23 protein-coding genes and 1 pseudogene are annotated in these 22,115 nt (G+C 71.7%); 11 read left to right on the top strand and 13 right to left on the bottom strand.

Annotation, left to right across the window (positions count from 1 at the left end; genetic code table 11):
• Positions 1–30: 30 nt before the first annotated feature.
• Positions 31–1,215 carry a citrate synthase family protein gene (locus ACQP2X_RS24100; RefSeq protein ID WP_498700466.1) on the top strand — a complete coding sequence of 395 codons (1,185 nt, stop codon included), beginning with the start codon at positions 31–33 and terminating at the stop codon, positions 1,213–1,215.
• Here the strand turns inward: ACQP2X_RS24100 and ACQP2X_RS24095 are convergent.
• Positions 1,167–2,306 carry an FAD-dependent oxidoreductase gene (locus ACQP2X_RS24095; RefSeq protein WP_498700465.1) on the bottom strand — a complete coding sequence of 380 codons (1,140 nt, stop codon included), beginning with the start codon at positions 2,304–2,306 and terminating at the stop codon, positions 1,167–1,169. The genes ACQP2X_RS24100 and ACQP2X_RS24095 overlap by 49 nt on opposite strands.
• Before the next feature lie 75 nt (positions 2,307–2,381).
• Here ACQP2X_RS24095 and ACQP2X_RS24090 point away from each other — a divergent pair, with 75 nt between their 5' ends.
• The 4 genes from ACQP2X_RS24090 to ACQP2X_RS24075 all read left to right on the top strand — a co-directional run bounded on the left by ACQP2X_RS24090 (position 2,382) and on the right by ACQP2X_RS24075 (position 4,677).
• Positions 2,382–2,993: a TetR/AcrR family transcriptional regulator gene (locus ACQP2X_RS24090; RefSeq protein WP_498700463.1), complete on the top strand. Its 612-nt coding sequence runs from the start codon at positions 2,382–2,384 to the stop codon at positions 2,991–2,993.
• Positions 2,994–2,998: 5 nt separating this feature from the next.
• Complete coding sequence (locus ACQP2X_RS24085; protein ID WP_498700461.1) at positions 2,999–3,631, top strand: nitroreductase family protein; 633 nt, start codon at positions 2,999–3,001, stop codon at positions 3,629–3,631.
• Entirely contained in the window at positions 3,628–3,960 is a 333-nt protein-coding gene (locus ACQP2X_RS24080; RefSeq protein WP_498700457.1) for a VOC family protein, read from the top strand. The genes ACQP2X_RS24085 and ACQP2X_RS24080 overlap by 4 nt, the downstream gene beginning before the upstream one ends.
• Before the next feature lie 66 nt (positions 3,961–4,026).
• The gene (locus tag ACQP2X_RS24075) at positions 4,027–4,677 is read left to right on the top strand and encodes a hypothetical protein (RefSeq protein ID WP_498700456.1); all 651 of its coding nucleotides are present in this window, start codon (positions 4,027–4,029) and stop codon (positions 4,675–4,677) included.
• Here ACQP2X_RS24075 and ACQP2X_RS24070 read toward each other — a convergent pair.
• The gene (locus ACQP2X_RS24070) at positions 4,664–6,430 is read right to left on the bottom strand and encodes an ABC transporter ATP-binding protein (RefSeq protein ID WP_498700453.1); all 1,767 of its coding nucleotides are present in this window, start codon (positions 6,428–6,430) and stop codon (positions 4,664–4,666) included. The genes ACQP2X_RS24075 and ACQP2X_RS24070 overlap by 14 nt on opposite strands.
• A gap of 84 nt (positions 6,431–6,514) precedes the next feature.
• Here ACQP2X_RS24070 and ACQP2X_RS24065 point away from each other — a divergent pair, with 84 nt between their 5' ends.
• Positions 6,515–6,931, top strand: coding sequence for a MarR family winged helix-turn-helix transcriptional regulator (locus tag ACQP2X_RS24065; RefSeq protein WP_498700452.1), 417 nt, complete (start codon positions 6,515–6,517; stop codon positions 6,929–6,931).
• A gap of 40 nt (positions 6,932–6,971) precedes the next feature.
• On the opposite strand, the gene ACQP2X_RS24060 is transcribed toward ACQP2X_RS24065, so the two are convergent.
• The 7 genes from ACQP2X_RS24060 to ACQP2X_RS24030 form a co-directional block, all read right to left on the bottom strand.
• Positions 6,972–7,844, bottom strand: a complete 873-nt coding sequence (locus ACQP2X_RS24060; RefSeq protein ID WP_498700449.1) for a tetratricopeptide repeat protein — start codon at positions 7,842–7,844, stop codon at positions 6,972–6,974.
• Between the two features lie 79 nt (positions 7,845–7,923).
• Positions 7,924–8,232 (bottom strand): hypothetical protein, encoded by a 309-nt coding sequence (locus ACQP2X_RS24055; RefSeq protein ID WP_498700447.1) that lies wholly within the window; start codon positions 8,230–8,232, stop codon positions 7,924–7,926.
• 95 nt (positions 8,233–8,327) lie between these two features.
• Positions 8,328–9,116 carry a cytochrome c oxidase assembly protein gene (locus tag ACQP2X_RS24050; RefSeq protein WP_498700444.1) on the bottom strand — a complete coding sequence of 263 codons (789 nt, stop codon included), beginning with the start codon at positions 9,114–9,116 and terminating at the stop codon, positions 8,328–8,330.
• Positions 9,113–9,196 (bottom strand): hypothetical protein, encoded by an 84-nt coding sequence (locus tag ACQP2X_RS24045; RefSeq protein ID WP_498701022.1) that lies wholly within the window; start codon positions 9,194–9,196, stop codon positions 9,113–9,115. The genes ACQP2X_RS24050 and ACQP2X_RS24045 overlap by 4 nt, the downstream gene beginning before the upstream one ends.
• A 99-nt stretch (positions 9,197–9,295) precedes the next feature.
• The gene (locus ACQP2X_RS24040) at positions 9,296–11,488 is read right to left on the bottom strand and encodes an FtsX-like permease family protein (RefSeq protein ID WP_498700442.1); all 2,193 of its coding nucleotides are present in this window, start codon (positions 11,486–11,488) and stop codon (positions 9,296–9,298) included.
• On the bottom strand, positions 11,485–12,162 hold the full coding sequence (locus ACQP2X_RS24035) for an ABC transporter ATP-binding protein (RefSeq protein ID WP_498700441.1): 678 nt from the start codon (positions 12,160–12,162) through the stop codon (positions 11,485–11,487). The genes ACQP2X_RS24040 and ACQP2X_RS24035 overlap by 4 nt, the downstream gene beginning before the upstream one ends.
• Positions 12,159–12,683: a PadR family transcriptional regulator gene (locus tag ACQP2X_RS24030; RefSeq protein WP_498700439.1), complete on the bottom strand. Its 525-nt coding sequence runs from the start codon at positions 12,681–12,683 to the stop codon at positions 12,159–12,161. The genes ACQP2X_RS24035 and ACQP2X_RS24030 overlap by 4 nt, the downstream gene beginning before the upstream one ends.
• Before the next feature lie 139 nt (positions 12,684–12,822).
• Here ACQP2X_RS24030 and ACQP2X_RS24025 point away from each other — a divergent pair, with 139 nt between their 5' ends.
• Positions 12,823–13,008 (top strand): hypothetical protein, encoded by a 186-nt coding sequence (locus tag ACQP2X_RS24025; RefSeq protein ID WP_498700438.1) that lies wholly within the window; start codon positions 12,823–12,825, stop codon positions 13,006–13,008.
• A 26-nt stretch (positions 13,009–13,034) separates the two neighbouring features.
• Here ACQP2X_RS24025 and ACQP2X_RS24020 read toward each other — a convergent pair whose 3' ends face one another.
• Positions 13,035–13,514 carry a MarR family winged helix-turn-helix transcriptional regulator gene (locus ACQP2X_RS24020; protein ID WP_498700437.1) on the bottom strand — a complete coding sequence of 160 codons (480 nt, stop codon included), beginning with the start codon at positions 13,512–13,514 and terminating at the stop codon, positions 13,035–13,037.
• Between the two features lie 73 nt (positions 13,515–13,587).
• Between ACQP2X_RS24020 and ACQP2X_RS24015 the strand changes: the two genes are divergently transcribed.
• The gene (locus ACQP2X_RS24015; RefSeq protein ID WP_498700436.1) at positions 13,588–15,579 is read left to right on the top strand and encodes an MMPL family transporter; all 1,992 of its coding nucleotides are present in this window, start codon (positions 13,588–13,590) and stop codon (positions 15,577–15,579) included.
• Positions 15,580–15,777: 198 nt separating this feature from the next.
• Here ACQP2X_RS24015 and ACQP2X_RS24010 read toward each other — a convergent pair whose 3' ends face one another.
• Complete coding sequence (locus tag ACQP2X_RS24010) at positions 15,778–16,923, bottom strand: LLM class flavin-dependent oxidoreductase (RefSeq protein WP_498700434.1); 1,146 nt, start codon at positions 16,921–16,923, stop codon at positions 15,778–15,780.
• 48 nt (positions 16,924–16,971) lie between these two features.
• On the opposite strand from ACQP2X_RS24010, the gene ACQP2X_RS24005 reads away from it, so the two are divergent.
• The gene (locus ACQP2X_RS24005; protein WP_498700431.1) at positions 16,972–18,348 is read left to right on the top strand and encodes a sulfite oxidase; all 1,377 of its coding nucleotides are present in this window, start codon (positions 16,972–16,974) and stop codon (positions 18,346–18,348) included.
• Here ACQP2X_RS24005 and ACQP2X_RS24000 read toward each other — a convergent pair.
• On the bottom strand, positions 18,335–19,213 hold the full coding sequence (locus ACQP2X_RS24000; RefSeq protein ID WP_498700429.1) for a hypothetical protein: 879 nt from the start codon (positions 19,211–19,213) through the stop codon (positions 18,335–18,337). The genes ACQP2X_RS24005 and ACQP2X_RS24000 overlap by 14 nt on opposite strands.
• Before the next feature lie 80 nt (positions 19,214–19,293).
• On the opposite strand from ACQP2X_RS24000, the pseudogene ACQP2X_RS23995 reads away from it, so the two are divergent.
• Together ACQP2X_RS23995 and tnpB are read left to right on the top strand one after the other, a co-directional pair.
• A pseudogene (locus ACQP2X_RS23995) lies at positions 19,294–19,873 on the top strand (IS607 family transposase).
• Complete coding sequence (gene tnpB / locus ACQP2X_RS23990) at positions 19,870–21,249, top strand: IS607 family element RNA-guided endonuclease TnpB (protein ID WP_498700428.1); 1,380 nt, start codon at positions 19,870–19,872, stop codon at positions 21,247–21,249. The pseudogene ACQP2X_RS23995 and the gene tnpB overlap by 4 nt, the downstream one beginning before the upstream one ends.
• Here the strand turns inward: tnpB and ACQP2X_RS23985 are convergent.
• Positions 21,233–22,093: a hypothetical protein gene (locus tag ACQP2X_RS23985; protein ID WP_498700427.1), complete on the bottom strand. Its 861-nt coding sequence runs from the start codon at positions 22,091–22,093 to the stop codon at positions 21,233–21,235. The two genes, tnpB and ACQP2X_RS23985, sit on opposite strands and share 17 nt — an antisense overlap.
• Positions 22,094–22,115 lie beyond the last annotated feature (22 nt).

Raw genomic sequence — 22,115 nt, 5'->3', positions numbered from 1 at the left:
TTGATCCAGTCAACATGAGAGGATGTGCACATGGACACGCTGACCACCGACCAGGTCGCCGAGCGGCTGGGCGTCAAACCGGCCACGATCTACGCCTACGTCAGCCGCGGCCTTCTGCACAGCGTCCGCAACGGCGACGGCAAGGTGAGCCTCTTCGCTAGGTCCGAGGTCGAGGCGTTCGAGGCCAAGCGCAAGGGCCGCGGCACCCCGAACATCCAGACCGGCCTGACCCTGATCAGCGACGGCGCCCTCTTCTATCGGGGCCACGACGCCATCAAGCTCGCCACCACAGCCAGTTTCGAGTCCGTCGCGAACCTGCTCTGGACCGGCACTCTCGAACACACCGACCTCACACCGCCACCCGGCCTGCTCGACCTGGCCGTGGCCGTGACCGCTCCCCTGCCCCGGGCCGCCCGCCACACCGACCGCCTCCGGGTCATCGTCGCCGCGGCGGCCGCCGCCGACCCTCTGCGCTTCGACATCACTCCCGCCGCGGTCGTCACCACCGGCCGGTCCCTGCTCGCGACCATGGTCACCGCGCTGCCCACCGGCGAGCGGACCCACTCCCGGCTGGCCGCCGACCTCTGGGTGCGGCTCGCCGGCACGCGCGGGACGACGGCCGACCACGACATCCTCAACGCCGCGCTGGTCCTGCTGGCCGACCATGACATCGCCGCGTCGACGCTGGCGGCACGGGTGGCGGCGTCGACACGCGCCCACCCGTACGCGGTGGTCGGCGCCGGTCTGGCCGCCCTGGACGGCCCGTTGCACGGCGCGGCCAGCGGCCTGGCCCACGAGTTGCTCACCGACGCCCTGGCCCGCCGCGCCCCGGTCGAGGCCGTCGCGACCCGCCTGCGCGCCGGCGAGCCCGTCCCCGGCTTCGGCCATCGTCTCTACCCCAACGGCGACCCCCGGGCCAAGCTGCTGCTGGCCTTGCTGGGCGACGGCCCAGCCGCGGCCATCGCACAGGAGATCGCCACGGCGATGCACGACCGCTCCGGCATCCACCCCAACATCGACCTGGCGCTGGCCGCCCTGACCCTGGACCGCGGCATGCCCGCCGACGCCGGCGAGACCATCTTCGCCGTCGCCCGAACGGCCGGGTGGTTGGCTCACGCCCTCGAGGAGTACGGCGACAGTCCATCCCGCTTCCGCCCGTCCGGCCGTTACGCGGGCCGCACCCCGGCCTGGAGCCCACCGGCCCGGCCGGCCTGAGGGACCATCTGGCCGATCATGCGGATCGAGCTGTCGATGGTGTCGAAGCCACGCGGGAGCATGACTGACTCATACGCCGCCACAGCTTCGGCGAGGGGGTTTCCGGAGAGCAGCTCCTTCGCCAGGAGGGCGGCGTCCTGCAGGGCGGTGTTGGCCCCTACGCCGCCGGCCGGGGGCATCGTGTGGATGGCGTCACCGAGCAGTGTCACCGGGCCGGAGGACCACGGGGTGACGCGCGTGCCGGCCCGGATGGCGATCGGGAAGAACGACGTGGGGTCGGCGGTGGCGAACAGGTTCCGGACGGCCGGATGCCAGGTGGCGCTCGCGTCGAGGCAGATCTGGTGCAGCGCTTCGGACGGGACCTCCAGGTCACCGAGCACGGATGTGGGTGCGACCAAGGTGGTCATCAGGTAGTCCGGCACGCCGGCCGGGGTGCGGAACCGCACGGGGGCGAACCCGGCGCCGTAGCCGTTCGCGCCGGCCACCCAGGTGAAGCCACGGTCGAAGTCCGGCGGCAGGGTGGCACCCGTCAGCGGCATCCGGCCGTAGAGACACCGCACGCCCAGATCGCGCAGCACCGCCGCCGGGACCAATTGCCGGCGCACCGCCGAGCCGACGCCATCCGCACCGACCAGCAGGTCACCCTCGTCAAAGATCGGGCCGGTGCTCGTGGACAGTGCTACGCGGACCCGGCCCGACGATGTCAGCTCGTAGCCGGTCACGGTGTGGCCGAACGAGACCTCCACGCCGCTCAGCAGCGCCTGGCGGAACGTGTCCCGGTCGACGTTGGTGATCTCGCTGTCGGGGATCTCCGGGAAGACCTGGGAGGACACCTCGACCAGGTCCTGCGTGTAGAACCCGATCCGGTCCCCCGCCTCGCCGCTCGTGCGGTGGGCCAGCTCCAGGACCGGCGCGGGCAGGCACGCCCGCAAAGCCTCGTTGCCGTTGCGGTCGATGTGGATGCGGTAACCCTGCCGGCGGGTTCGCGCGGAGGGATCACGCTCGTACACGGCGACCTCGTGGCCGCCGCGGCGCAGTGCCTGGGCCAGCGCCAAGCCGCCGATGCCCGCGCCCGAGATGAGTATTCGCATAGCGGCACCGTACCAACCGTACGCATGAGATTGTCAAGCGTTTGGTTGATTAGCTCATGCGTAGAATCATCGACCGTGCCAGGTCCCCGCAGGTCACCCAAGCCGCAGGAGCGTCAGCGCGATCCCGAGCGCACGCGCCGGAAGATCCTCGACGCCGCCGCCCAGGAGTTCGCGGCGCACGGCTATGCCGGCGCGCGCATCCGGGCCATCGCCGAGCGCGCCGGCGTCAACCAGCAGCTGCTGTCGTACTACTTCGACGGCAAGCAGGGGCTCTTCCGGGCCATGACCGAGCAGTGGGGGCGGCGCCAGGCCGAGATCTCCGAGCCGGGCACGCCCCTGCCCGAGCAACTGCGGCAGTACGCCCTGGAGAACCTGAACAACCCGGACGGCGTCCGCATGCTCGCCTGGAGCGGCCTTCAGTACGACGGCGACGACCCCGGCCGCGAGGAACGGACCGCCATGCTGCGGCGGGGCGTGGAGCAGATCGCCGCCCAGCTCGGCGACGACGATCCGGACGTCGACCCGTCCTGCCTGCTCGTCATGCTGATGGCGGCCGCCATCGCGCCGGCCACGATGCCCCATGTGATCGAAGGACTGTGTCAGGCCGACGCCAAGGATCCCGAGTTCCTCCAGCACTACGCCGAGCAGATGGCCCTGCTCGTGCGGAACCTCGGTCTGGAAAAGTAGGCGCCATGCCTGACGATCTCCAGCTCCTCGAAGCCCTGCATACCACCCCGGCCCGCCGCTACCTGTCGGCCGAGCCGATCGGCGACGACATCGTGCGGGCGATCCTCGACGCCGCCATCCGCGGCCCCAGCGGCGGCAACCGGCAGGGCTGGGCCTGGATCGTCGTGCGCGACGCCGAGACCAAGAAGCGGATCGCCGGCTGGTACCGCGAGGGCTGGGAGGCCAACTACGGCAGCCGGCGCGAGCAGATCCTGGCCAATGACGACCCGAACGGGATGAGCGCCGCCAGCTTCCGGGCCGCCGACCACCTCGCCAACCACCTGGAGGAGGCCCCGGTCTGGATCTTCCCGGTGCTGCTGGGCGCCGCCGCCAGCAAGAACCCGCGGCTGGGCTCGTCCATCTACGGCGCCGTGCAGCAGCTCATGCTGGCCGCCCGCGCCTACGGCATCGGCTCCACGCTCACCACCCTCTACATGGGACACGAGAAGGACGTACGGGAATTGCTGGGTCTTCCCGAGGACGCGCTCACCATGGCGCTCATCCCGCTCGGCTACCCGGCCCGGGGCAAATGGTCGCAGCCGAAGCGGCGGCCGCTGGATGAGGTCGTGTTCCAGGAGCGCTACCGTACGGAGTCATGACGTACGTCAAGAGCATCACCTTCGATTGTCAGGACGCTCTCGTGGTGGCCCGTTTCTGGGCCGGGGCCCTCGGCGGCGAGCTCGACGAGGATTCGACGAGCGACAAGGCGTACGTCGAGGCTCCCGGCTGGGGCGGGCCCAACCTGTGGTTCCAGCGCGTCCCCGAGCCCAAGACGGGCAAGCTGCGCATGCACTTCGACCTGCGCGCGGCCGACATCCCGGCCGAGCGCAAGCGCCTGGAGGAGCTCGGCGCCACCTTCGCCTGGGAGGTGAACGGGCTGATCGTCATGCGGGACCCGGAAGGCAACGAATTCTGCGTGGAGAACTGACTAAGGTCCGCGCCGCCGTACCCGATATCCGTGGTCACAAGACCGCTGATCGAGGAGGACCCACGGATGGGTCAGACGACGCTGCGCGCGATGCCGGTGCGCGAGGACCACTGGAAACCGCAGGACCGCATCTACGAGGGCATCCTGGAACGCTGCGTCGCGAACGCCGAGGACGACGAGGCCCGCGACGGCACGCCCGAGATGATGGCGGGCGGGCTGATCATCGTCGTCCTGTTCCTGATCATCATGGCCGGGGCCAGCAACGTGACGGCGGCCCTCATCGTCTGCGGCATCCTGGCCGGGGCCGGCTTCCTCTACATCGTGAGCGCCTCCAAGCCCGGCAAGGGCAACCGGGCCCTCGTGCTGCGGAACATCGGCGGGCCGGGCCGGCTTCCCGCCGGATATCTGGTGCACCCGACCGCGTGGGAGGCCGGGATGGCCGAGCACGTGGCCGCCGTGCCGGAGTCGCAGCTGATCGCCGCCTCCCAGCTGTGCCACATCTTCCCGGGCACCGTCGACGACCTGATCTCGTTCGTGGGTCACGTCGCCATCCACGTGCCGGTGACCAAGCCGCAGACCGCCGAGGACGTGCAGCGGCGGGCCAAGGAACTGGTCCGGATCGGCATGCCGATCGTCGTGGACTACGCCAAGAGCGCGCCGCCGCTGCCGGTGCCGGGCGAGCCCGGCGGCAAGAAGGGCAAGGCTAAGAAGAAGTGAGTACGGCGTAACGGCCACCCTCGCCGAGCAAGGTGTCGTGGGTGCCGGACTCCAGGATCCGCCCGTGGTCGACCACGGCGATCTGATCCGCGTCGCGGATCGTGGACAGGCGGTGCGCGATGGTCACCGTGGTCCGGCCCCGCGACAGCTCGTCGAAGGCCTTCTGCACGGCGCGCTCGGTCTCGTTGTCGAGCGCGCTCGTGGCCTCGTCGAGGACCAGGATGCGCGGGTCGCGCAGCAGGGTGCGGGCGATGGCGATGCGCTGTTTCTCGCCGCCGGAGAACCGGTGGCCGCGGGAGCCGACCATCGTGTCGTAGCCGTCGGGCAGCGCCGCGATCACGTCGTGGATCTGCGCGGCCCTCGCGGCCGCCTCGATCTGGTCGTCGGTGGCGTCCGGCTTGGCGTAGCGCAGGTTCTCGCGGACGGTGGTGTGCAGCAGGTACGTCTCCTGGCTGACCACGCCGACGACCGAGGCCAGATCGGCGAAGGACAGGTCGCGCAGGTCGACGCCGTCGATGGTGACCCGGCCCGAGGTCGGGTCGTAGAGCCGGGCGATGAGCGCGGCGAGGGTGCTCTTGCCACTGCCGGTCTCCCCCACCAGCGCGAGTGAGCTGCCCGCCGGCACGTCGAGGTTGACTCCGGCGATGGCGGCGGCGCCGCTGTTGGCGTACGAGAAAGTGACGTCCTCGAAGCGCAAGTGGCCCCGCGCCGCCGTCAGCCGCACGGGCCGGGCCGGCTCCTCGACCTCGACCGGAAGGTCGAGATAGTCGAAGATGCGCGCGAACAACGCGAGCGAGCTGGTCACGGTGACCTGCACGTTGAGCAGGCCCATGAGCGGGCGGAAGATGCTCGACTGCAGGGCGGTGAAGGCGACCAGGGTGCCGATGCTCATCGAGCCGGCGCTGAACGGCAGGCCCGCGGCGAGGTAGATGACGGCCGGGATGGCGGCGAAGACGATGCTCATCGAGGCCATCCGCCAGCGGCCGGCCAGCTCGGAGCGCAGTTCGAGGTCGATGAGCCGGTTCGACGAGGCGGTGAAGCGCTCGACCTGGGCCGGGCCGGTGCCCATCGTCTTGGACAGCTGGACGCCGCCGATGGACAGGCCCTCCTCGATGATGACGTTCAGGTCGGCCAGCTCGCGCTGACGTTGCGCGGTGATGGCCCGGCGCATGGTCGCGACGCGGCGCGTCAGCCAGATGGCCGGCGGCAGCACGACGAGCGTGACCAGCGAGAGTTGCCACGAGAGGGCGGCCATGGCGACCGCGGTGGCGACGACGGTGGTGAGGTTGGAGGCGATCGAGGTGGCGGTGGAGGTGACCACCGACTCCATGCCGCCGATGTCGTTGGTGATGCGCGACTGCACCTCGCCGGTGCGGGTGCGGGTGAAGAACCCGATCGACTGGCGCTGGAGGTGCGCGAAGACGTCGACGCGCAGCCGGTGCATGACCTTCTGGCCGATCGCGGTGGAGATCCACGTCTGCACGACGCCGAGGGCGGCGGTGACGGCGGCGACCACGACCATGCCGATGACGAGCCCGACCAGCAGGCGGACGTCGTTGTGCGGGAGCGCGACGTCGATGACCTCGCGCAGCAGGAACGGGGAGGCCAGGCCCACGAGGGACGAGGCGATGATGGTGAACACGACGACGGCCAGGGGCCAGCGGTGTCCGGTGAACAGGGCGCCGATGCGGCGCAGGGAGACGTTCTTCGCCTGCGCGATCTCGGCCTGGGTGGGTTTCTTGCGGCTGGCCAAGTGCGACCTTCTCTCATGCCGTACGGATTACTGAGGTTACCTCAACGTGAGGCTACAACGGTAATCGCTGGTACGGTATTCCCCGTGCACGAGGAGGAGAGTCTGTCCGAGGCCTTCTGGGCCGTGGCCCGCCGGCTGCGACACCGGACGAAGGTCGCGCTCGAGCCGTGGGACCTGTCGCCGTCGCAGGGCCGGGCCATGAACGTGCTGGCCCGCCACGGCGACCTGCGCCTGAGCAGCCTGGCCGACCATCTGCGGATCGCGCCGCGCTCGGCCACCGAGGTGGTCGACGACCTTCAGCAGCGCGGCCTGGTCGAGCGGCGGCCCGACCCGGCCGACCGGCGCGCCGTGCTGGTCACGCTGACCGCGCACGGCACGGCGGTGAACACCGAGATCCAGGCCGCCCGGCAGGCCGCGAGCGCCCGGCTGTTCGCCGCCCTCGACCCGGCCGACCGTCAGGACCTGTCACGCGTCCTGGAGAAGCTCCGCGAGGACGGCTGAGCAGTCACGCCCTTTCCGCGCGTCCTGGAGAGCTGAGCAGTTACGCCTTTCCGCGCGTTTTGGAGAAGCCGCGCGACGGCTGACGGCGGCGGGTCACGGCGGTCAGGCAGGCCGCGGAGCCGGCGATCGCGAAGACGGCGATGAGCAGCGGCATCGGCACCTCGGCCCCGGCCAGGCGGATGAGGACCGCGAGGACGACCATGGTGGCCAGGCTGACGCCGAAGGTCACGGCCGCTACGTGCGACAGCACGTCACGGGCCGGTCCCGGCTGAGGACGGCCACCGGCGGGAACGCGCAGCGCCTCGGCGAACTCGTCGCACACCCGCACCAGCGATCCGGCGTCGGTGATCCGCTGCTCGGCCGTCGTGAGCCGGCGCAGCTCGGCCAGGGCCACCGCGTTCCCAGGATCGAGATTCAAGGCTTTCCCGTACGCCTCGCGAGCGCTCAACGGTCGCCCGGCGGCGAACAGGGCCATCCCGTACGCGACCTGGAGCTCCGCGTCGTAGTGGGCGAACTCGGCGTACGCGGCCAGCACCAGCTCGGCCTCGGCCACCCGCCCGGCCGCGAGCAGGGCCCGCCCGTGGCGCTCGGCCAGCCGCGGGTTGCCCGGGTCCTCGTCGCAGGCGGCGACGGCCGCGGTGACAGCCAGCTCGTGGCGGCCCAGGGCGGTGTAGGAGGCGCTCACCCAGTACAGGGCGTCGATCCCACCCGGGCGCAGCGCGAGGGCGGCCCGGGCCGCCTCGAGAGCGTCGGCCGGACGGTCCAGGGCCAGGTGGGCCCGGGCCAGCAGCAGCCAGGCGCCGGCGTTCTCCGGCTCGGCGCCCACTACGGGCGCCAGCAGGGACGCGGCCTGACCGGCACGCCCGCTGCCGAGCAGGTCACCGGCACGATCGAGAACGAGTTCGCTACGCACACCCTCCGAGATCGGTGGCGCACGGTTCCCGGTGGAGTAGCCGTGGGGTGCGGTCAGGGAGTCACCGTTGTGGTCGTGGTCATGAGAATCGCTGCGAGGGAACGGACGCTGGGTGCCCGGCGAGGACGAAGTCCAGCCAACGCTCGTACCAGGCGATGAAATCGGAGTCGGAGTAGAAACGCGGCGGGAAGAATCCCTCAGCGTTGACCTCGACGAGTCGGCCGCGACCGGCGCCCGTGACCACGAGCAGGGTGAAGTCGCTGCACCCCCGGTGGACGATCGTGAGCGCGCCGGGGAAGACGCCCGCGCCGGCGGACGGTGCCGGCACCTCGACGTCGGGAACGAAGGGAAAGGGGCTTGCCAGCCCTTCGCTGCCGCTGGCGGGCATGCCGAGCCATTTCGAGCGTGACTTGCTCTGTCGAAGGCAAAGCAGCGAGCTTGGCTTTGATCTGGGCGAGCCTGCGGTCCAACAGATGCTTCTTTTCACGCGAGATTCCTGTCGGGCATGAAGATACGCCCCCTCGGGTCGTCCGGGAAACGATCGTTTCCGCGGCGGCGGGGGCGCCAGCCGGTGACCAGGGCCGCGGCCAGCATAAGTTCGGCGATGTCGCCGCCGTAGTACATGAGGTCGGCTCCGCCGCGGCGCTCGGCGGCGGGGACGGGCAGGTCGACGAGGGCGCCCGCGTACATCAGCTGGGACAGCACCGCGTGGAAGGCGACGGCCACGCCCAGGATCACGAGGCGGGCCGGGACGGACGGGCGCTTCGGTGCGGGGTCGGGGCCCGCGATCACCCAGGCGAACAGGTAACCGGCCAGCAGGAAGTGCACGTGGACCAGCATGTGCAGGGCCGGTGAGCGGGTGGTCGCCGCGTACAGCGGGGTCAGGAACAGCACGGCGAGGCCGCCCAGGTTGAGGGTCAGCGCGACGACCGGGTGGGCCACGGCGTGCACGAGCCGGTGGCGCATCAGGCGGGCCACCGCGCGGGCGGCCGGGCGTGGCAGCGTACGCAGAAGGAGAGTGACCGGCGCGCCCAGAACGAGCCCGAGCGGGGCCAGCATGCCGATGAGCAGGTGTTGCAGCATGTGGGCGCGGAAATCGGGTGGCCACGGCGAGAAACCGGCGGCCAGCGCCGCGCACCCGGCGAGGAAGAAGGCGGTGCGCCACCAGGGCCACGGCCGCGGGCCCCGGGTGGCGAGGGCCTCGTAGCCGACCGCAGCGGCCACCACGGCCAGCAGGATCAGGCCGCCGTCGGCCTGGTGGGTGTGTGTCACACGCGGTCGAGGGCCGGTGCGCGGCGCTGGACCAGCCAGCCGGCGGCGACCAGGGCGGCACCGAAGGCCAGGAAGCCCAGGTCCCAGGCGAGCTGGTGTGGGCCGGTGCGGACGTGGTGGATGCCTTTCGCGGCGAAGCGCCCGGGGCATACCCCGGGCGCGGGCCGATATGCGCGGGTCTATTCGTTGCGGGCGGTTTCGGGGCCGGTGAGGCGGCGCAGCAACGGCATCGTGGAGGCGATCAGGGACAGGGAGACGCCCAGGCCCAGGGTCACCAGGGCGTAGTAGGAGGCCGAGGGGGCCACCAGGTTCTCCTGGAGCTGCGAGCGCAGGAACAGGTGGGCCGAGAGGAAACCGGCGGCGGTCGCCACCAGCGACACGGCCAGCAGCGGGACCGCGCTCTCCAGGGTCACGACGCGGCGGAGCTCGGCCAGGCGTACGCCGGTCAGGCGCAGCAGGGCGAAGGGGCGCTTGCGTTCGTTGAGGCCGGCGGTGACCGCGACGGCCAGGGCGCAGCCGGCGATGACCAGGCTGCTGATCACGACGATGTCGGCCAGGCGCTGGAACTGGACCAGGGTGCGGGCGAAGTCGCTGTTCCACTCCCGGTCGGTCAGGGGCGGGCGCAGCGCCGGGAAGGCCGACTCCATGAGCGTGCGGGAGCGCTCGATGGCCGCCGGTGAGCCGTCGGTGAGGACCACCAGCGACAGCACGGGCCGCTGGGCCAGGGACGCCGCGCTCACCGGGGCTTCTTCCCAATGGGTGGGTACGCCGTCAGGGGCGCTCAGGTCGGAGAAGACCCGGGCCACCTCGGCCCCGGGCGGGCAGGCGCCGTAGTCGCGCAGGGCGGCCAGATCGGCGCAGGAGATCAGGCCGGGCAGGCCCGGGCCGTCCCGGTCGTCGTCGTAGCGCACCACCTGGACGTGCCGGACGCCCGGGATCGAGGGCAGGGACGCCGGGATCGCCGCCGTGGTCAGGCCCTTCTCCCCCGGGGCCAGGTCTTCCGGGAAGGAGGTCATGGCGAGCTTGGCCGCGGAGGACGGCCGATGGCTCTGCGCCGACACCATCGTGCCGATGACACCGGTGGCGACGCTGGTGACGAACAGGGCCAGCATGAGGCCGCTGACCGCCCGGAAGCCGGCGCGCGGGTCGTCGGCCAGGCGCCGGCCGGCGATCAGGCCGGCCGGGCGGCGTGACCAGCGGGCCAGCGCCCGTGAGCCGAGCAGGGTCAGATAAGGCCCGGCCACGACCAGGCCCACCATCACCACGAAGATCCCGGAGAGATAGGCCAGCAGCTGACCGTTCGAGGTGGACGGCCGCCGGCCCACGAAGAACGCCAGCTCGGCCAGCCCGGCCGCCAGCGGCACCAGGCGCCACGCCCGCGGCGGCCGCGGGGTGGCCCGGCGGGTCACGCCGAGCGGCGAGATCCGCACCCGGCGCAGGGCGAGCCGGGCCGCCACGGCCGCCGCCAGCGGCACCCCGATCAGCACGGCCACCATCTGCGCCCAGGTAAGCGTCAGATGGGACGCGTAGAAGCGCTCCCCCGTGAACGGTATGTGCGCGAGACCCCACCGTACGGGCAGATAGAGCCCGAACCCGGCGACGGCGCCCAGCCCCGCCGCCACCGCCGACTCCACGGTGGCCAATGTGGACACCTGGCGTGGTGTCGCGCCGAGCAGCCGCATCGCGGCGAACCGCTGCTCGCGCCGGGCCGCCGCCAGCCGTGTGGCCGTGCCGACGAACATCAGCAGCGGGAAGAGCAGGGCCACGCCGACGACGCCGAGGGTCAGGGTGAGCGCCTCCCCGCCGATGCCTATGTAGCAGCCGTCGCACGACGACGGCGACACGGAGACGATCCGGTCGATGCGCACGGCTCCTTCCCGCGCCTGCACCTCGGCCACGGGCAGGCCGACCACGATGATCAGCGCGTCCGGACCGGGGAGGGCGGACGAGCCGATCACACCGGCCTGGCGGCCGGGGAACCGGGCGCCGAGCTCGTCGCGCGGGGCCTCGGCCAGCAAACGGGACAGCGCCGGGGACGCGAAGTAGGACCCGGCCGTCGGCAGTGCCGGCATGCCGGGCGGCACGGGCCCGGACGGCCCGGTCACCCCGACGTCGATCCGGATGATCGAACGGCCGTGGAAGTAGTCCTGGCGCGGCGCCCACCAGGCCGGATCCTTCGCCGCCGGGCCGGTGGCGGCGCTGGTCACGCCGCTGTTGAGCCACGAGTAGCGCAGGTTCTGCGACTGCACGGCGTTGACCCCCGCGAGCACGCCGAGCAGCATGGCGACGCCGACCGCGACGGCGCCACCGATCAGGCCGAGGCGGCCTAGGCCGTCGCGGCCGAGCGCCATCCGCAGGCCGAGGCGGATCACGACGACCCCACCGGGGAGGTCACGCGGCCGTCGCGCACCATCACCTCGCGGTCCGCGTACGCCGCCACCCGCGCGTCGTGGGTGACGATGACGACCGTGGTGCCCTGCTCGCGGGCCGTGCCGACCAGCAGGTCCATCACCTGCTCGCCGGTGAGCGAGTCGAGCGACCCGGTCGGCTCGTCGGCGAAGATCACCCGGGGCTCCGCCACGAGGGCGCGGGCCAGGGCCACCCGCTGGGCCTGACCGCCGGACAACTCGCCCGATCGGCGGCCGCCCAGGCCTTCGAGCCCGACCTTCGTCATCTCGGCGACGGCCTGCTCCAGCGCCGCCGCCCGGCGCGCGCCGGTGAGCAGCAGGGGCAGCGCGACGTTCTCCGCGGCGGTCAGCTCGGGCACGAGCTGACCGAACTGGAACACGAAGCCGAACCGGTCGCGGCGCAGCGCGCTGCGGGCCGCTTCGGTCATGGTGTCGAGGCGCTGGCCCTCCACGTGGATCTCACCCTCGTCCGGCACCAGGATGCCGGCCAGGCAGTGCAGCAGTGTCGACTTGCCGGAGCCGCTCGGGCCCATGATGGCGACGATCTCACCCGCGCCGGCCTCGAACTCGGCCCCGCGCAGGGCCGGGGTGTCGCCGAAGGACAGTGACACGTTCACCGCCCGCAGCACCGCGGTCATGACTTGACCTGCGCGCGGAGCGCGTCGAGGCGGGCCGCGGTGGTGTCGATCCAGCGCAGGTCGGCCTCGAGGTGGAACAGTCCGTGGTCGGCCAGCAGGGCGTCGACCAGGCCGCCGGTGCGCTTGATCTCGGTGAGCTCGCGCATGCGGGCCAGGTGGGCCCGGCGCTGGGTGTCGAGATAGTCCTCGGCCGGGCGGTCGAGCATGAGCGCCAGCACCACCTTGGAGAACAGGACGCTCTGCAGGTGGGGCTCGGCCGCCACCGGCTCGGTGAGCCACGCGTTCACCTCGGTGGCGCCGGCGTCGGTGATGACGTAGCGCTTGCGGTCGGGCCCGCCGCCGGCCGCGATCTCGTCCATCACGACCTTGCCGTCACGGGCCAGGCGGGCCAGCGTCGAGTAGACCTGCCCGAACGGCAGTGACTTGCCGCGGCCGAAATAGGTGTCGTAGTCGCGCTTGAGGTCGTAGCCGTGGCTCGGCTCGCGTTCGAGGAGACCGAGCAGTGTCAAGGGGACGCTCATGACCCAGGACCCTACACCGAGGGTATACACCGGGTATATAGCGGTCCGGAAAGTGGCACAGACCACGACGCCGGGGCGTCAACCGGAGCGGACGGCGTCCGATCTAGGCGGTTGCAAATGTGGAGCGAAAGGAATCGCCATGAGCATGCGCATCGGCCCCTCCCCCTGGGCCACCCACGCGACGCTGGTTCACCTGCGCAAGGACTGCCTGCAACTGACCACGGACGTCGTCGCCCGCGCCGACAAGAAAGTCATCGCCGCCGACCGCGCGGCCGTCCTGGACAGCCGCCGGGTCCTGAAGGGCCACCTCGACGTGACCGTATAGAGGATCGGCCGCCGGCCGGGTGCAGGTCAGGCGTCGCCGGTAGGCGTTAGGGAGCGATGATGCTCCGAGACCGCCTCCAGCATCCCGGTCAGGAACCGCCGGACCATCGCCAGGTCGTCCACGCTGAACTGGTCCATCACCGCGTGGCTGCGCGCGCCCAGCGGCTCGAAGAACTGCCGGGCCAGGGCCATGGCGGGCGCCGAGTAGCGCAGATGGACGACCCGGCGGTCGGCGCTCTCCCTCGTACGCCGGAGATGCCCGACCTTCTCCAAGCGGTCGATCACCGCCGTGGTGGCCCCCGACGAGAGCCCCAACTGCTGGCCGAGGCGGCCGGGCGTCAGGGGGTCGTCACGGCGCTCGGCGTGCATCACCGCGGCCAGGGCCTGGAGGTCGGTGTGGTGCAGGCCCTGCATTTGGGCGAACGCGTTCGCCACGTGCTGCGCCTCGATGCTGTAGAGGCGCAGCAGGTCCACCAGGTCGGCCTGCAGCTGTTTCCGATCATCCACCGTGTCAGTGTTGCAGATTTCCCCGCACTGGGTAAGACTCTCGATTGTCGAGATACTTAACCATGGAGGATTCATGCGACGCGCCTGGCTGACGCTCGTGGTCGCGGTCTTGCTGGGGGGTGCCGTCCTCGGGTTCGCCGGCCCGCTCGAGACGGCGAACGACCCCACCGCCACCCTGCCGTCCTCCGCCGAGTCGACGAAGGTCGCCGAACTGGAGAAACAACTCCCGTCCGGTCAGGTCAACCCGGCCCTGATCGTCTTCGCCAAGGACACCGGGCCGTTCACCGAGCAAGAGCTCAAGACCATCGAGAGCTTCGGTACGCCGATTCTCGCCCCCGAGAAGGACGCGGCGCTGGTCTCCAGGCCCCTGCCCGCGTCGTACTCGGCCGAGCAGACGGTTGACGCAGTCACACAGTTGCGTGACAAGCTCAAGGCGGAAACGCCGCCCGGAGTGAGCGCGCAGGTGACGGGTGGCGCCGGATTCACGGCCGACCTGGCCGACAGCTTCTCCGGCGCCAACACCCGGCTGCTGATCGTCACGGTCGTCGTGGTCGCGTTGCTGCTGCTGGTGACGTACCGAAGCCCGATCCTCTGGCTTGTCCCCCTGGCCGTGGTGGGCCTGGCCGACCGGCTGAGCAGCGCGGTCGTGGCTCTGCTGTCGCAGCACACGAGCCTGGCCATCGACGCGTCGACGAACGGCATCATCACCGTGCTGGTGTTCGGCGCCGGCACCGACTACGCGCTGCTGCTCATCTCCCGATATCGGGAGGAGCTGCACCGGCACGAGGACCGGTTCGAGGCGATGCGGCAGGCGCTCAAGGGCGCGGGCCCGGCGGTGCTGGCCAGCTCGGGCACGGTCGTGCTGTCGCTGCTGACACTGCTGCTGGCCAGCCTGGGCAACAACGTGGCGCTGGGTGTGGCCGGAGCGGCGGGCATCGCCATCGCGGCCGTCTTCGCCCTGCTGGTGCTGCCGCCGGCGCTGCTGGTCTGCGGGCGCGGCCTGTTCTGGCCGTTCATCCCCCGCGTCGGCCAGCAGGGCGTCGAGGCGGAGCGCGGCGTCTGGGCCCGCGTGGGCCGTGGCGTCGCCAAGCGGCCGGTCGCGGTGCTGCTGGCCTCGGTGGTCATTCTGGGTGCGCTGGCCTCGGGCCTTTTCGGTACGCGGCTCGGGCTCTCGCAGACGGAGCAGTTCCGGGTGCAGGCCGAGTCGATCGACGGCCTGGAGACGGTGAGCAAGTACTTCCCGGCGGGCGCCACCGACCCGGCCACGATCATCACGACGCCGGCCCGCGCCGAGGAGGTCCTGGCGCTGGTCACCAAGACGCCGGGAGTCGCGTCGGCCCGCATCGGCGAGCAGACTTCATCGCTGGCCAGCATCTCGGCGGTGCTGGAGGCGGCGCCGGACACGGGCGAGGCGTACGACACGATCACCGCCCTGCGCTCACGTGTCGCCGGCGAGGACGCGCTGGTCGGCGGCAGCGTGGCGGCGAACCTGGACGACCGCAACGCGGCCCGCCGCGACTTCAAGGTGATCGTCCCGGTGGTGCTGGCCGTGGTGCTGCTGGTGCTGATCGGCCTGCTGCGGGCGCTGGTGGCCCCGGTGCTGCTGCTGGTGACGGTGATCGCCAGCTTCGGCGCGGCCCTCGGGGCGGGCTCGTGGCTGTTCCGGAACGTGCTGGACTACGGGGCGCTGGACACGGGCGTACCGCTGCTGTCGTTCCTGTTCCTGGTGGCGCTGGGCGTGGACTACAACATCTTCCTGGTGACCAGGGCGAGAGAGGAGACACCGGCCCGGGGAACGAAGGACGGCATGGTGCACGCCCTGGCCGTGACCGGCGGCGTGATCACAAGCGCGGGCATCCTGCTGGCGGCGGTCTTCGCGGTCCTGGGCGTCCTCCCGGTCATCACCCTGACCCAGATCGGCATCATCGTCGGCATCGGCGTCCTGCTGGACACCCTGCTGGTCCGCACGGTCCTGGTCCCGGCCCTGGCCACCATCTGCGGCGACCGCTTCTGGTGGCCCGGCCGCCCCGCGGTGACCGCCCCGAAGGAGAAGGTCGCTCTCTAAGAAACACCCGCCCCGCCGCGCCGTCCCTCCGACGGCGCGGCGGAGTCTTTTCCCGCACCCGCTTCCGCCCGCGCGCCTCTCCCCCGCGCCGCGCAATCCTTGTCCGCGCGCCGCTGCACCTCCGCCTCGCGCAATCCTTCTCCGCCGCGCCTCCGCCATTGCGTCGCGTCGGACGTCGCCATGACGGGGCGAGGGCCGCTATGAGGGGGCCGGGGTCGGGACGCCGGCGAAGGGGATCGCCGTCGTAGCGCTGGCTTCGCCGCCGGCGGGGTGCTGCCAGACGCCCCGGCGGGCCAGTTCGGGGAGCACGCCCTCGCCGAACCAGTAGGCCTCCTCCAAATGCGGGTAGCCGGACAGGATGAACTCGCTGATGCCGAGCTCGGCGTACTCCTGGAGGCGGTCGGCGACCTCGGTGTGGCTGCCGACCAGCGCGGTGCCGGCGCCGCCGCGGACTAGGCCGACACCCGCCCACAGGTTGGGCGCCACGACCAGGCCGTCGCGGTTGCCGCCGTGCAGTTCAAGCATGCGGCGCTGACCCTCGGACTCGCTCTTGCGCAGGCCCGCCTGCACGGCCGCGATCGCCTCCTGGCCGACATTGGCGAGGAGCCGGTCGGCCTCGCGCCACGCCGCCTCGGCGCTGTCGCGGCTGATCACGTGCAGCCGGATGCCGAAGCGCATGTCCGGCTTGAGCTGCCTGATCCAGTCAAGCTTCTGTTTGACTGAGTCCGGCGGCTCACCCCACGTCAGATAGACGTCGGCGTGGGCGGCGGCGACCGGGCCGGCCGCCCGCGAGGAACCACCGAAGTAGATGTCGGGCGCCGGGTCGGGCAACTTGGTCAGCCGGGCCCCCTCAACCTTCAGGTGCTCGCCGTCGAAGTCGACCGTCTCGCCCCGGAACAGGGCGCGGACGATTCCCAGGAATTCGGCCGTACGGGCGTACCGGGAATCCTTGTCCAGAAAGTCGCCGAACTGACGCTGTTCCGACGACTCGCCGCCGGTGACCACGTTCAGCAGCAGGCGTCCGCCGGAGAGCCGCTGGAAGCTCGACGACATCTGCGCGGCCAGGGTGGGCGAGATCAGGCCCGGGCGGAACGCGACCAGGAACTTGAGCCGCTCGGTCACCTCGGTCAGCATCGCCGTGGTGATCCAGGCGTCCTCGCACCACGCGCCGGTCGGGGTGAGCGCCCCGGCGAAGCCCAGCTGCTCGGCGCTGCGCGCGATCTGCCCGAGGTAGCCGATGGTCAGCGGGCGCACGCCACCGGCCGCGCCGACCGGCACGCCGTGGCCGCCGCCGACGATGTCCCGGCTGTCGCCGTTGGTCGGCAGAAACCAGTGAAAGTCCATGCGCGTCACCCTATCCTCATCTCCTATAGTGCCGATAGGGTTACGACCATGGATGAGCTTGAATACGACTCGGTACGGCTGCGCCAGTGGCGTTCCGGGCAGGCGCGGGGCTTCTCGCGGCGGTCCTTCCTGGCACTGACCGGCGCGGCTTCCGTCGCCGCTTCAGCCGCGCTGGCCGGCGCGGCCTCGGCGGCCCACGCCGCCTCCGCTGGCGGCGCCTCCGGTTCCGCCGCCGGGGCCGCGTCCGGCTCTTCCGCCGACGCGGCAATCGGCTCCTCCACCGGCGCCGGCCTGGCCGACCCGGCCGCCGCCGAAGCCGGCGCGGCGGGACCGGCCGGGGTCTCGGCGGGCGCCGGGCCGATCGTCAAGCCGCTGCCGGCCGAGCTGTTCAAGGTCTTCGGCACCAACGCGGAGACGCGCTGGTCGGCCCTCAAGGACGTCGGCTACCACGTGCCGGTGGACCGTTTCTTCGTCCGCAACCACACAAGTACACCGTTGATTGACAGTGCCACCTGGGCGCTTGAGATCTTCGGCGCGGGCCTGCGCGGCGGGCCGCGAACGTTCTCGCTGGCCGACCTGCTGCGACTGCCGTCGGTCACCCGGTCGGTCGCCGTCGAGTGCGCCGGAAACGGCCGCGGCTACTTCGCCTCCCAGCAGGGCCAGACCGTCGCGGGCACGGCGTGGGGGGTGGGCGCGGTGGGCGTCGGCCGCTGGCGGGGCGTACGCCTGTCGACAGTGCTCCGCCAGGCCGGCATCGGCCGGCACGCGGTGGACGTGCAGGCCTCCGGCCTCGACCCGAACTTCGTCAGCGGTGGCGTCGACCTCGGCCCGGTCCGCCGCCCGATGCCGGTCAGCAAGGCGCTTGACGATGTCATCCTGGCGTACGAACTGAACGGCGCGCCGCTGCCGCCGGATCACGGCTTCCCCGTACGCCTGGTCGTCCCGTCCTGGATCGGCAGTTCCTCGATCAAGTGGGTGGGGCGGATCGAGGTCTCGGACGAGCCGCTGTTCTCGCCGTGGAATTCACAGTTCTACCGGCTGTTCGGCCCCGAGTTCCCGGTCGAGGGCCTGCCGTTCGACCGGCAGTCCATCAAGAGCGCGTTCGAGCTCGACCCGGGCGCCGTCCTCCCGGCCGGCGCCACCACCCGGCTGACCGGCCGCTCCTGGTCGGCCGGGGGCCGGATCAAGCGGGTCGACGTCTCCACCGACGGCGGCACCACGTGGCGGCGGGCCCGTTTCACCGGCCGTTCGATCGACGCCGCCTGGCAGCGCTGGCAGCTCGACTGGCGCCCCACGGCCGGCGAACACGTGCTGCTGGCCCGGGCCACCGACGTCCGCGGCACCACCCAGCCGGACGTGGCCCGCTTCAACACGCTGGGCTACCTCTTCGACGCCGTCGTCAAGGTGCCGGTCACCGCCGCCTGACCGACAGGGGCACCGGCGAGCCCTGCTGGACGTCGAGGATCGCGCGTTCGCCGAGAGGAGCGGCCAGGTCGACGGTGGCGGTGCGGGGGAAGCCGGCCATGGAGCAGGCCACGTTGTCGGCGTAGTCGCCGTCGTACTGGCGTTCCTCGACGATGACGACCACGGCGTGGGCCGACTCGACCGCCCGGGCCGAGTAGTCGGCGCCGCAGGGCTCGCTCGCCGGTGCCCGGGAGCCGGTGACCGTGAGGGTCAAGGTCCGGCCCGCCACGGTGGCCGACTCGGCCGGCGGCCCGCCCGCGGTTCCCGGCGGCGGGGTGTAGGGCAGGGCGCTCGACGGCGCCACCGCGACACGGGTGATCCGGAAGGCGCTGCCCTTCAGCGTGAACTCCCACGCGGGCACCGTGGCCTCGCCGCGCGTGGTCGGGATCCGGGTCGTGGTCATCCTCGCGCCGGTCACCGGAACCGCCGTACAGCCTGGGCAGTCTCCGCCGTTCTCGGAGATCACCTGCTGGAGCGCTTCGCCGGCATCGGTGAGCGGCACCGCGAGTTTCCCGCCGCCGGCCCAGACCACCGTGCCCTTCGGCCGGGGCGCGACGGGCAGCGGGGCCACGGCCTCGATCCGCCCGGCCCCGATGGCCGCCTTGTAGTGCTCGTTCGAAGGCTCGAGCGCGCCCACATGCCCGGTCAGCCCGCCGGTGGGCAGAAAAAGCACCTCGTCCCGCGCCACCCTGTCGTAGCTCGCGAGCACCTCCCACGCCCGTTGATCCGCCGGAGTCGGCGCGGGCTCCGGCGCCGCCGGCGTCGTCGTCGCTCCGCAGCCGCCGATCGCCGTCATCGCGGTCACCGCGATCAACCAGCGCTTCATCGGGGACCCAATTCCAGGGGTTAACACCTGCTGGCGTGTCGGTCATCACTAGTGATCACTAACTATCTATAGTTGCCGTCGTGAATTTGAAGGAATGGGCGGCGATTACGGGAATCTCGTATGCGACGGCACGCCGGCGTTACGAGTCTGGGACGCTGCCCGTTCCCGCTTACCGCCTTGGCCGCCTGATCATGGTCGGAGAGCCGGTCAGCGGGGCACCGGCCGGGACTGGGCAGACGGTGGTGTATGCCCGGGTGTCTTCGGCTGAGCAGGAGCCGGACCTGGACCGGCAGGTCGCCCGGGTGACCGTGTGGGCCACCGGCCAGAAGCTTTCCGTGGACCGGGTGGTGACCGAGGTTGGCTCCGCGCTGAACGGGCACCGCAAGAAGTTCCTCATGCTGCTGCGTGACCCCGGCCGTGTCGACGATCGTGGTCGAGCATCGGGACCGGTTCGCCCGTTTCGGCGCCGACTACATCGAAGCGGCGCTGACCGCGCAGGGTCGCCGCCTGCTGGTGGTCGATCCGGCCGAGGTCGATGACGACCTGCTCCGCGACGTGACCGAGATCCTCACCTCGTTGTGCGCCCGGCTGCACGGCCGTCGCGCTGCCGCGAACCGTGCCCGCCGCGCGGTCGAGGCCGCCATAGAGGACCCGGCGTGAACACGATCCAGGCGTACCGGTTCGCCCTCGACCTCTCCCCCCGCCACGAACGCGACGTACTCGCGCACGCGGGGGCCGCCCGGGTCGCCCACAACTGGGCACTCGCCCGCGTCAAAGCGGTCATGCACCAGCGGGCCGCCGAACGTTCTTACGGCATGCCGGACGAGTTGCTGACGCCGTCGCTGTCATGGTCTCTGGCCGGGCTGCGCAGAGCATGGAACGCCGCCAAGCCCGACGTTGCGCCATGGTGGCGTGAGGTGTCCAAAGAGGCGTTCAACACCGGCCTCGACGCCCTCGCGCGTGGATTGAAGAACTGGGCCGCCTCCCGTAACGGCACACGCGGCGGGCGCCCGGTCGGCTTCCCCCGGTTCAAGTCCCGCCGCCGCACCACACCATCAGTACGGTTCACGACCGGAGCCATCCGGGTCGAGCCCGACCGGATGCACATCGTGCTTCCCCGGCTGGGCCGGTTGAAGTTGCACGAATCGGCCCGCAAACTGGCCCGCCGCCTGGACAACGGCACGGCGCGGATCATGTCCGCGACCGTGCGCCGTGCCGGCGGCCGCTGGCAGGTGTCGTTCACCGTCGAGGTGCAACGGGCCGAGCGGAGGCCGGCGCGGCTGGACTCAACGATCGGTGTCGACGTCGGGATCAAACACCTCGCGGTCCTGTCCACCGGCGAACTGATCGAAAACCCGCGCCACCTGGCCGCGGCTCAGCAGCGGATGCGCGCTCTGGGGCGGGCACTGTCCCGCAAGAGCGGCCCCGACCGGCGCACCGGGCGGCGCCCGTCGAAACGGTGGGAACGCGCCGCGGCCCGGCTCGCCCGCGCGCACACCCGGGTGGCGAACCTGCGCCGCGACGGGCTGCACAAGCTGACCACCCGGCTCGCGGGCGAGCACGGCACGGTCGTCATCGAAGATCTCAACGTCACCGGGATGCTCGCCAACCGCAAGCTGGCCCGGCACATCGCCGACGCCGGGTTCGCCGAGATCCGGCGGCAACTGGCCTACAAGACCACCTGGAACGGCGGCCGGCTGCTCGTGGCCGACCGCTGGTATCCGTCCTCGAAAACCTGCTCGGCATGCGGCACAGCGAAATCCAAGCTGGCCCTGCACGAGCGCACCTACACCTGTCAGGCGTGCGGCCTGCTCATCGACCGTGACCGCAACGCCGCGCTCAACCTGGCCGCCCTCGCGGCCGAGTTCGACACCGCCGGGAGTGGCCCGGTGGCAGGACGTGGAGCCGACCAGAAGACCCGCGTACGCGGGCAGGTGGCTGTGAAGCGTCAACCCGGCACGACACCAGTCGGTCAGACCGGGACCGTCCCACCGCAAGGCAGGACTACCAACCGTGTGCTCACCAAAGCGCACTGAAAGGTAACGGTACGAGGTTGCCGGTCCGGACGTCCAGCACGGCGCGCCCGCCGAGCGGCTCGGCGAGTTCCACAGTGGCGGTTCGTGTGTAGCCGACGTCGTCGCAGCTGTCGAGGCCCCAACGATGCTTCTTCGCGGAGATGACGACGACGACCGCGTGCGGAGATTCGACCGTACGGGCTGAGTAGTCGGCGCCGCAGGTCTCGCTAGCTGGGCCCTCGGCGCCGATGAAGGTGATCGTCAAGGCGCCGCCGGTCAGGACCGCCGACTCGGCGACCGGGGCGCCGGAGCTGCCGGACGGAGGCGTGTACTGGACGGTCGCCGACGGCGCGACCGCCACCCGCGTGACGCGGAAGGCGCTGTCCTCGAGGGTGAACTCCCACACGGGCACGACGGCCGGGCCGCGGCTCGTCGGGATCTCGCCCGCGGTCAGGCGCGCCCCGGTCACCGGCACCGCGGCGCAGTCCGGGCAGTCGGCCGGGGTGCCCTCGGCGTTCACCTGCGCGAGGGCGTCGGCTGCGGCGAGGAGGGGCACGGTGAGTTTCTCGCCGGTCTTCCAGGTCACGGATCCGGTTGACGCGGCCTGAGGAAGGTCGCCGTCGGCCGCCTCGAGTCGTCCCGCGCCGATGCCGTCCTGGTAGTCGGCGTTGCGCTCTTCGAGCCCGCCGACGTAGCCGGTCAGCGGTCCGGCCGGCACGAGCCGCGGGCTGTCACCGCCCGCACGGACAGCCTCGTCGTAGCGCGCCAGGATGTCCCGCGCGCGCTCGTCCGCGGCCGCCGAGCCCGCCCCGGCGCAGCCACCGAGCGCCGCCACGGTCATGACCCCGGCCATCCAGCGCCTCATGCCGCCGTTCCTCCCCCGATCA

Source organism: Actinoplanes sp. CA-131856, assembly GCF_050956135.1.
GTDB lineage: Bacteria > Actinomycetota > Actinomycetes > Mycobacteriales > Micromonosporaceae > Actinoplanes.
The sequence above is the reverse complement of the archived record's forward strand: the minus strand, read 5'-3'. Positions and strand labels throughout refer to the sequence as shown.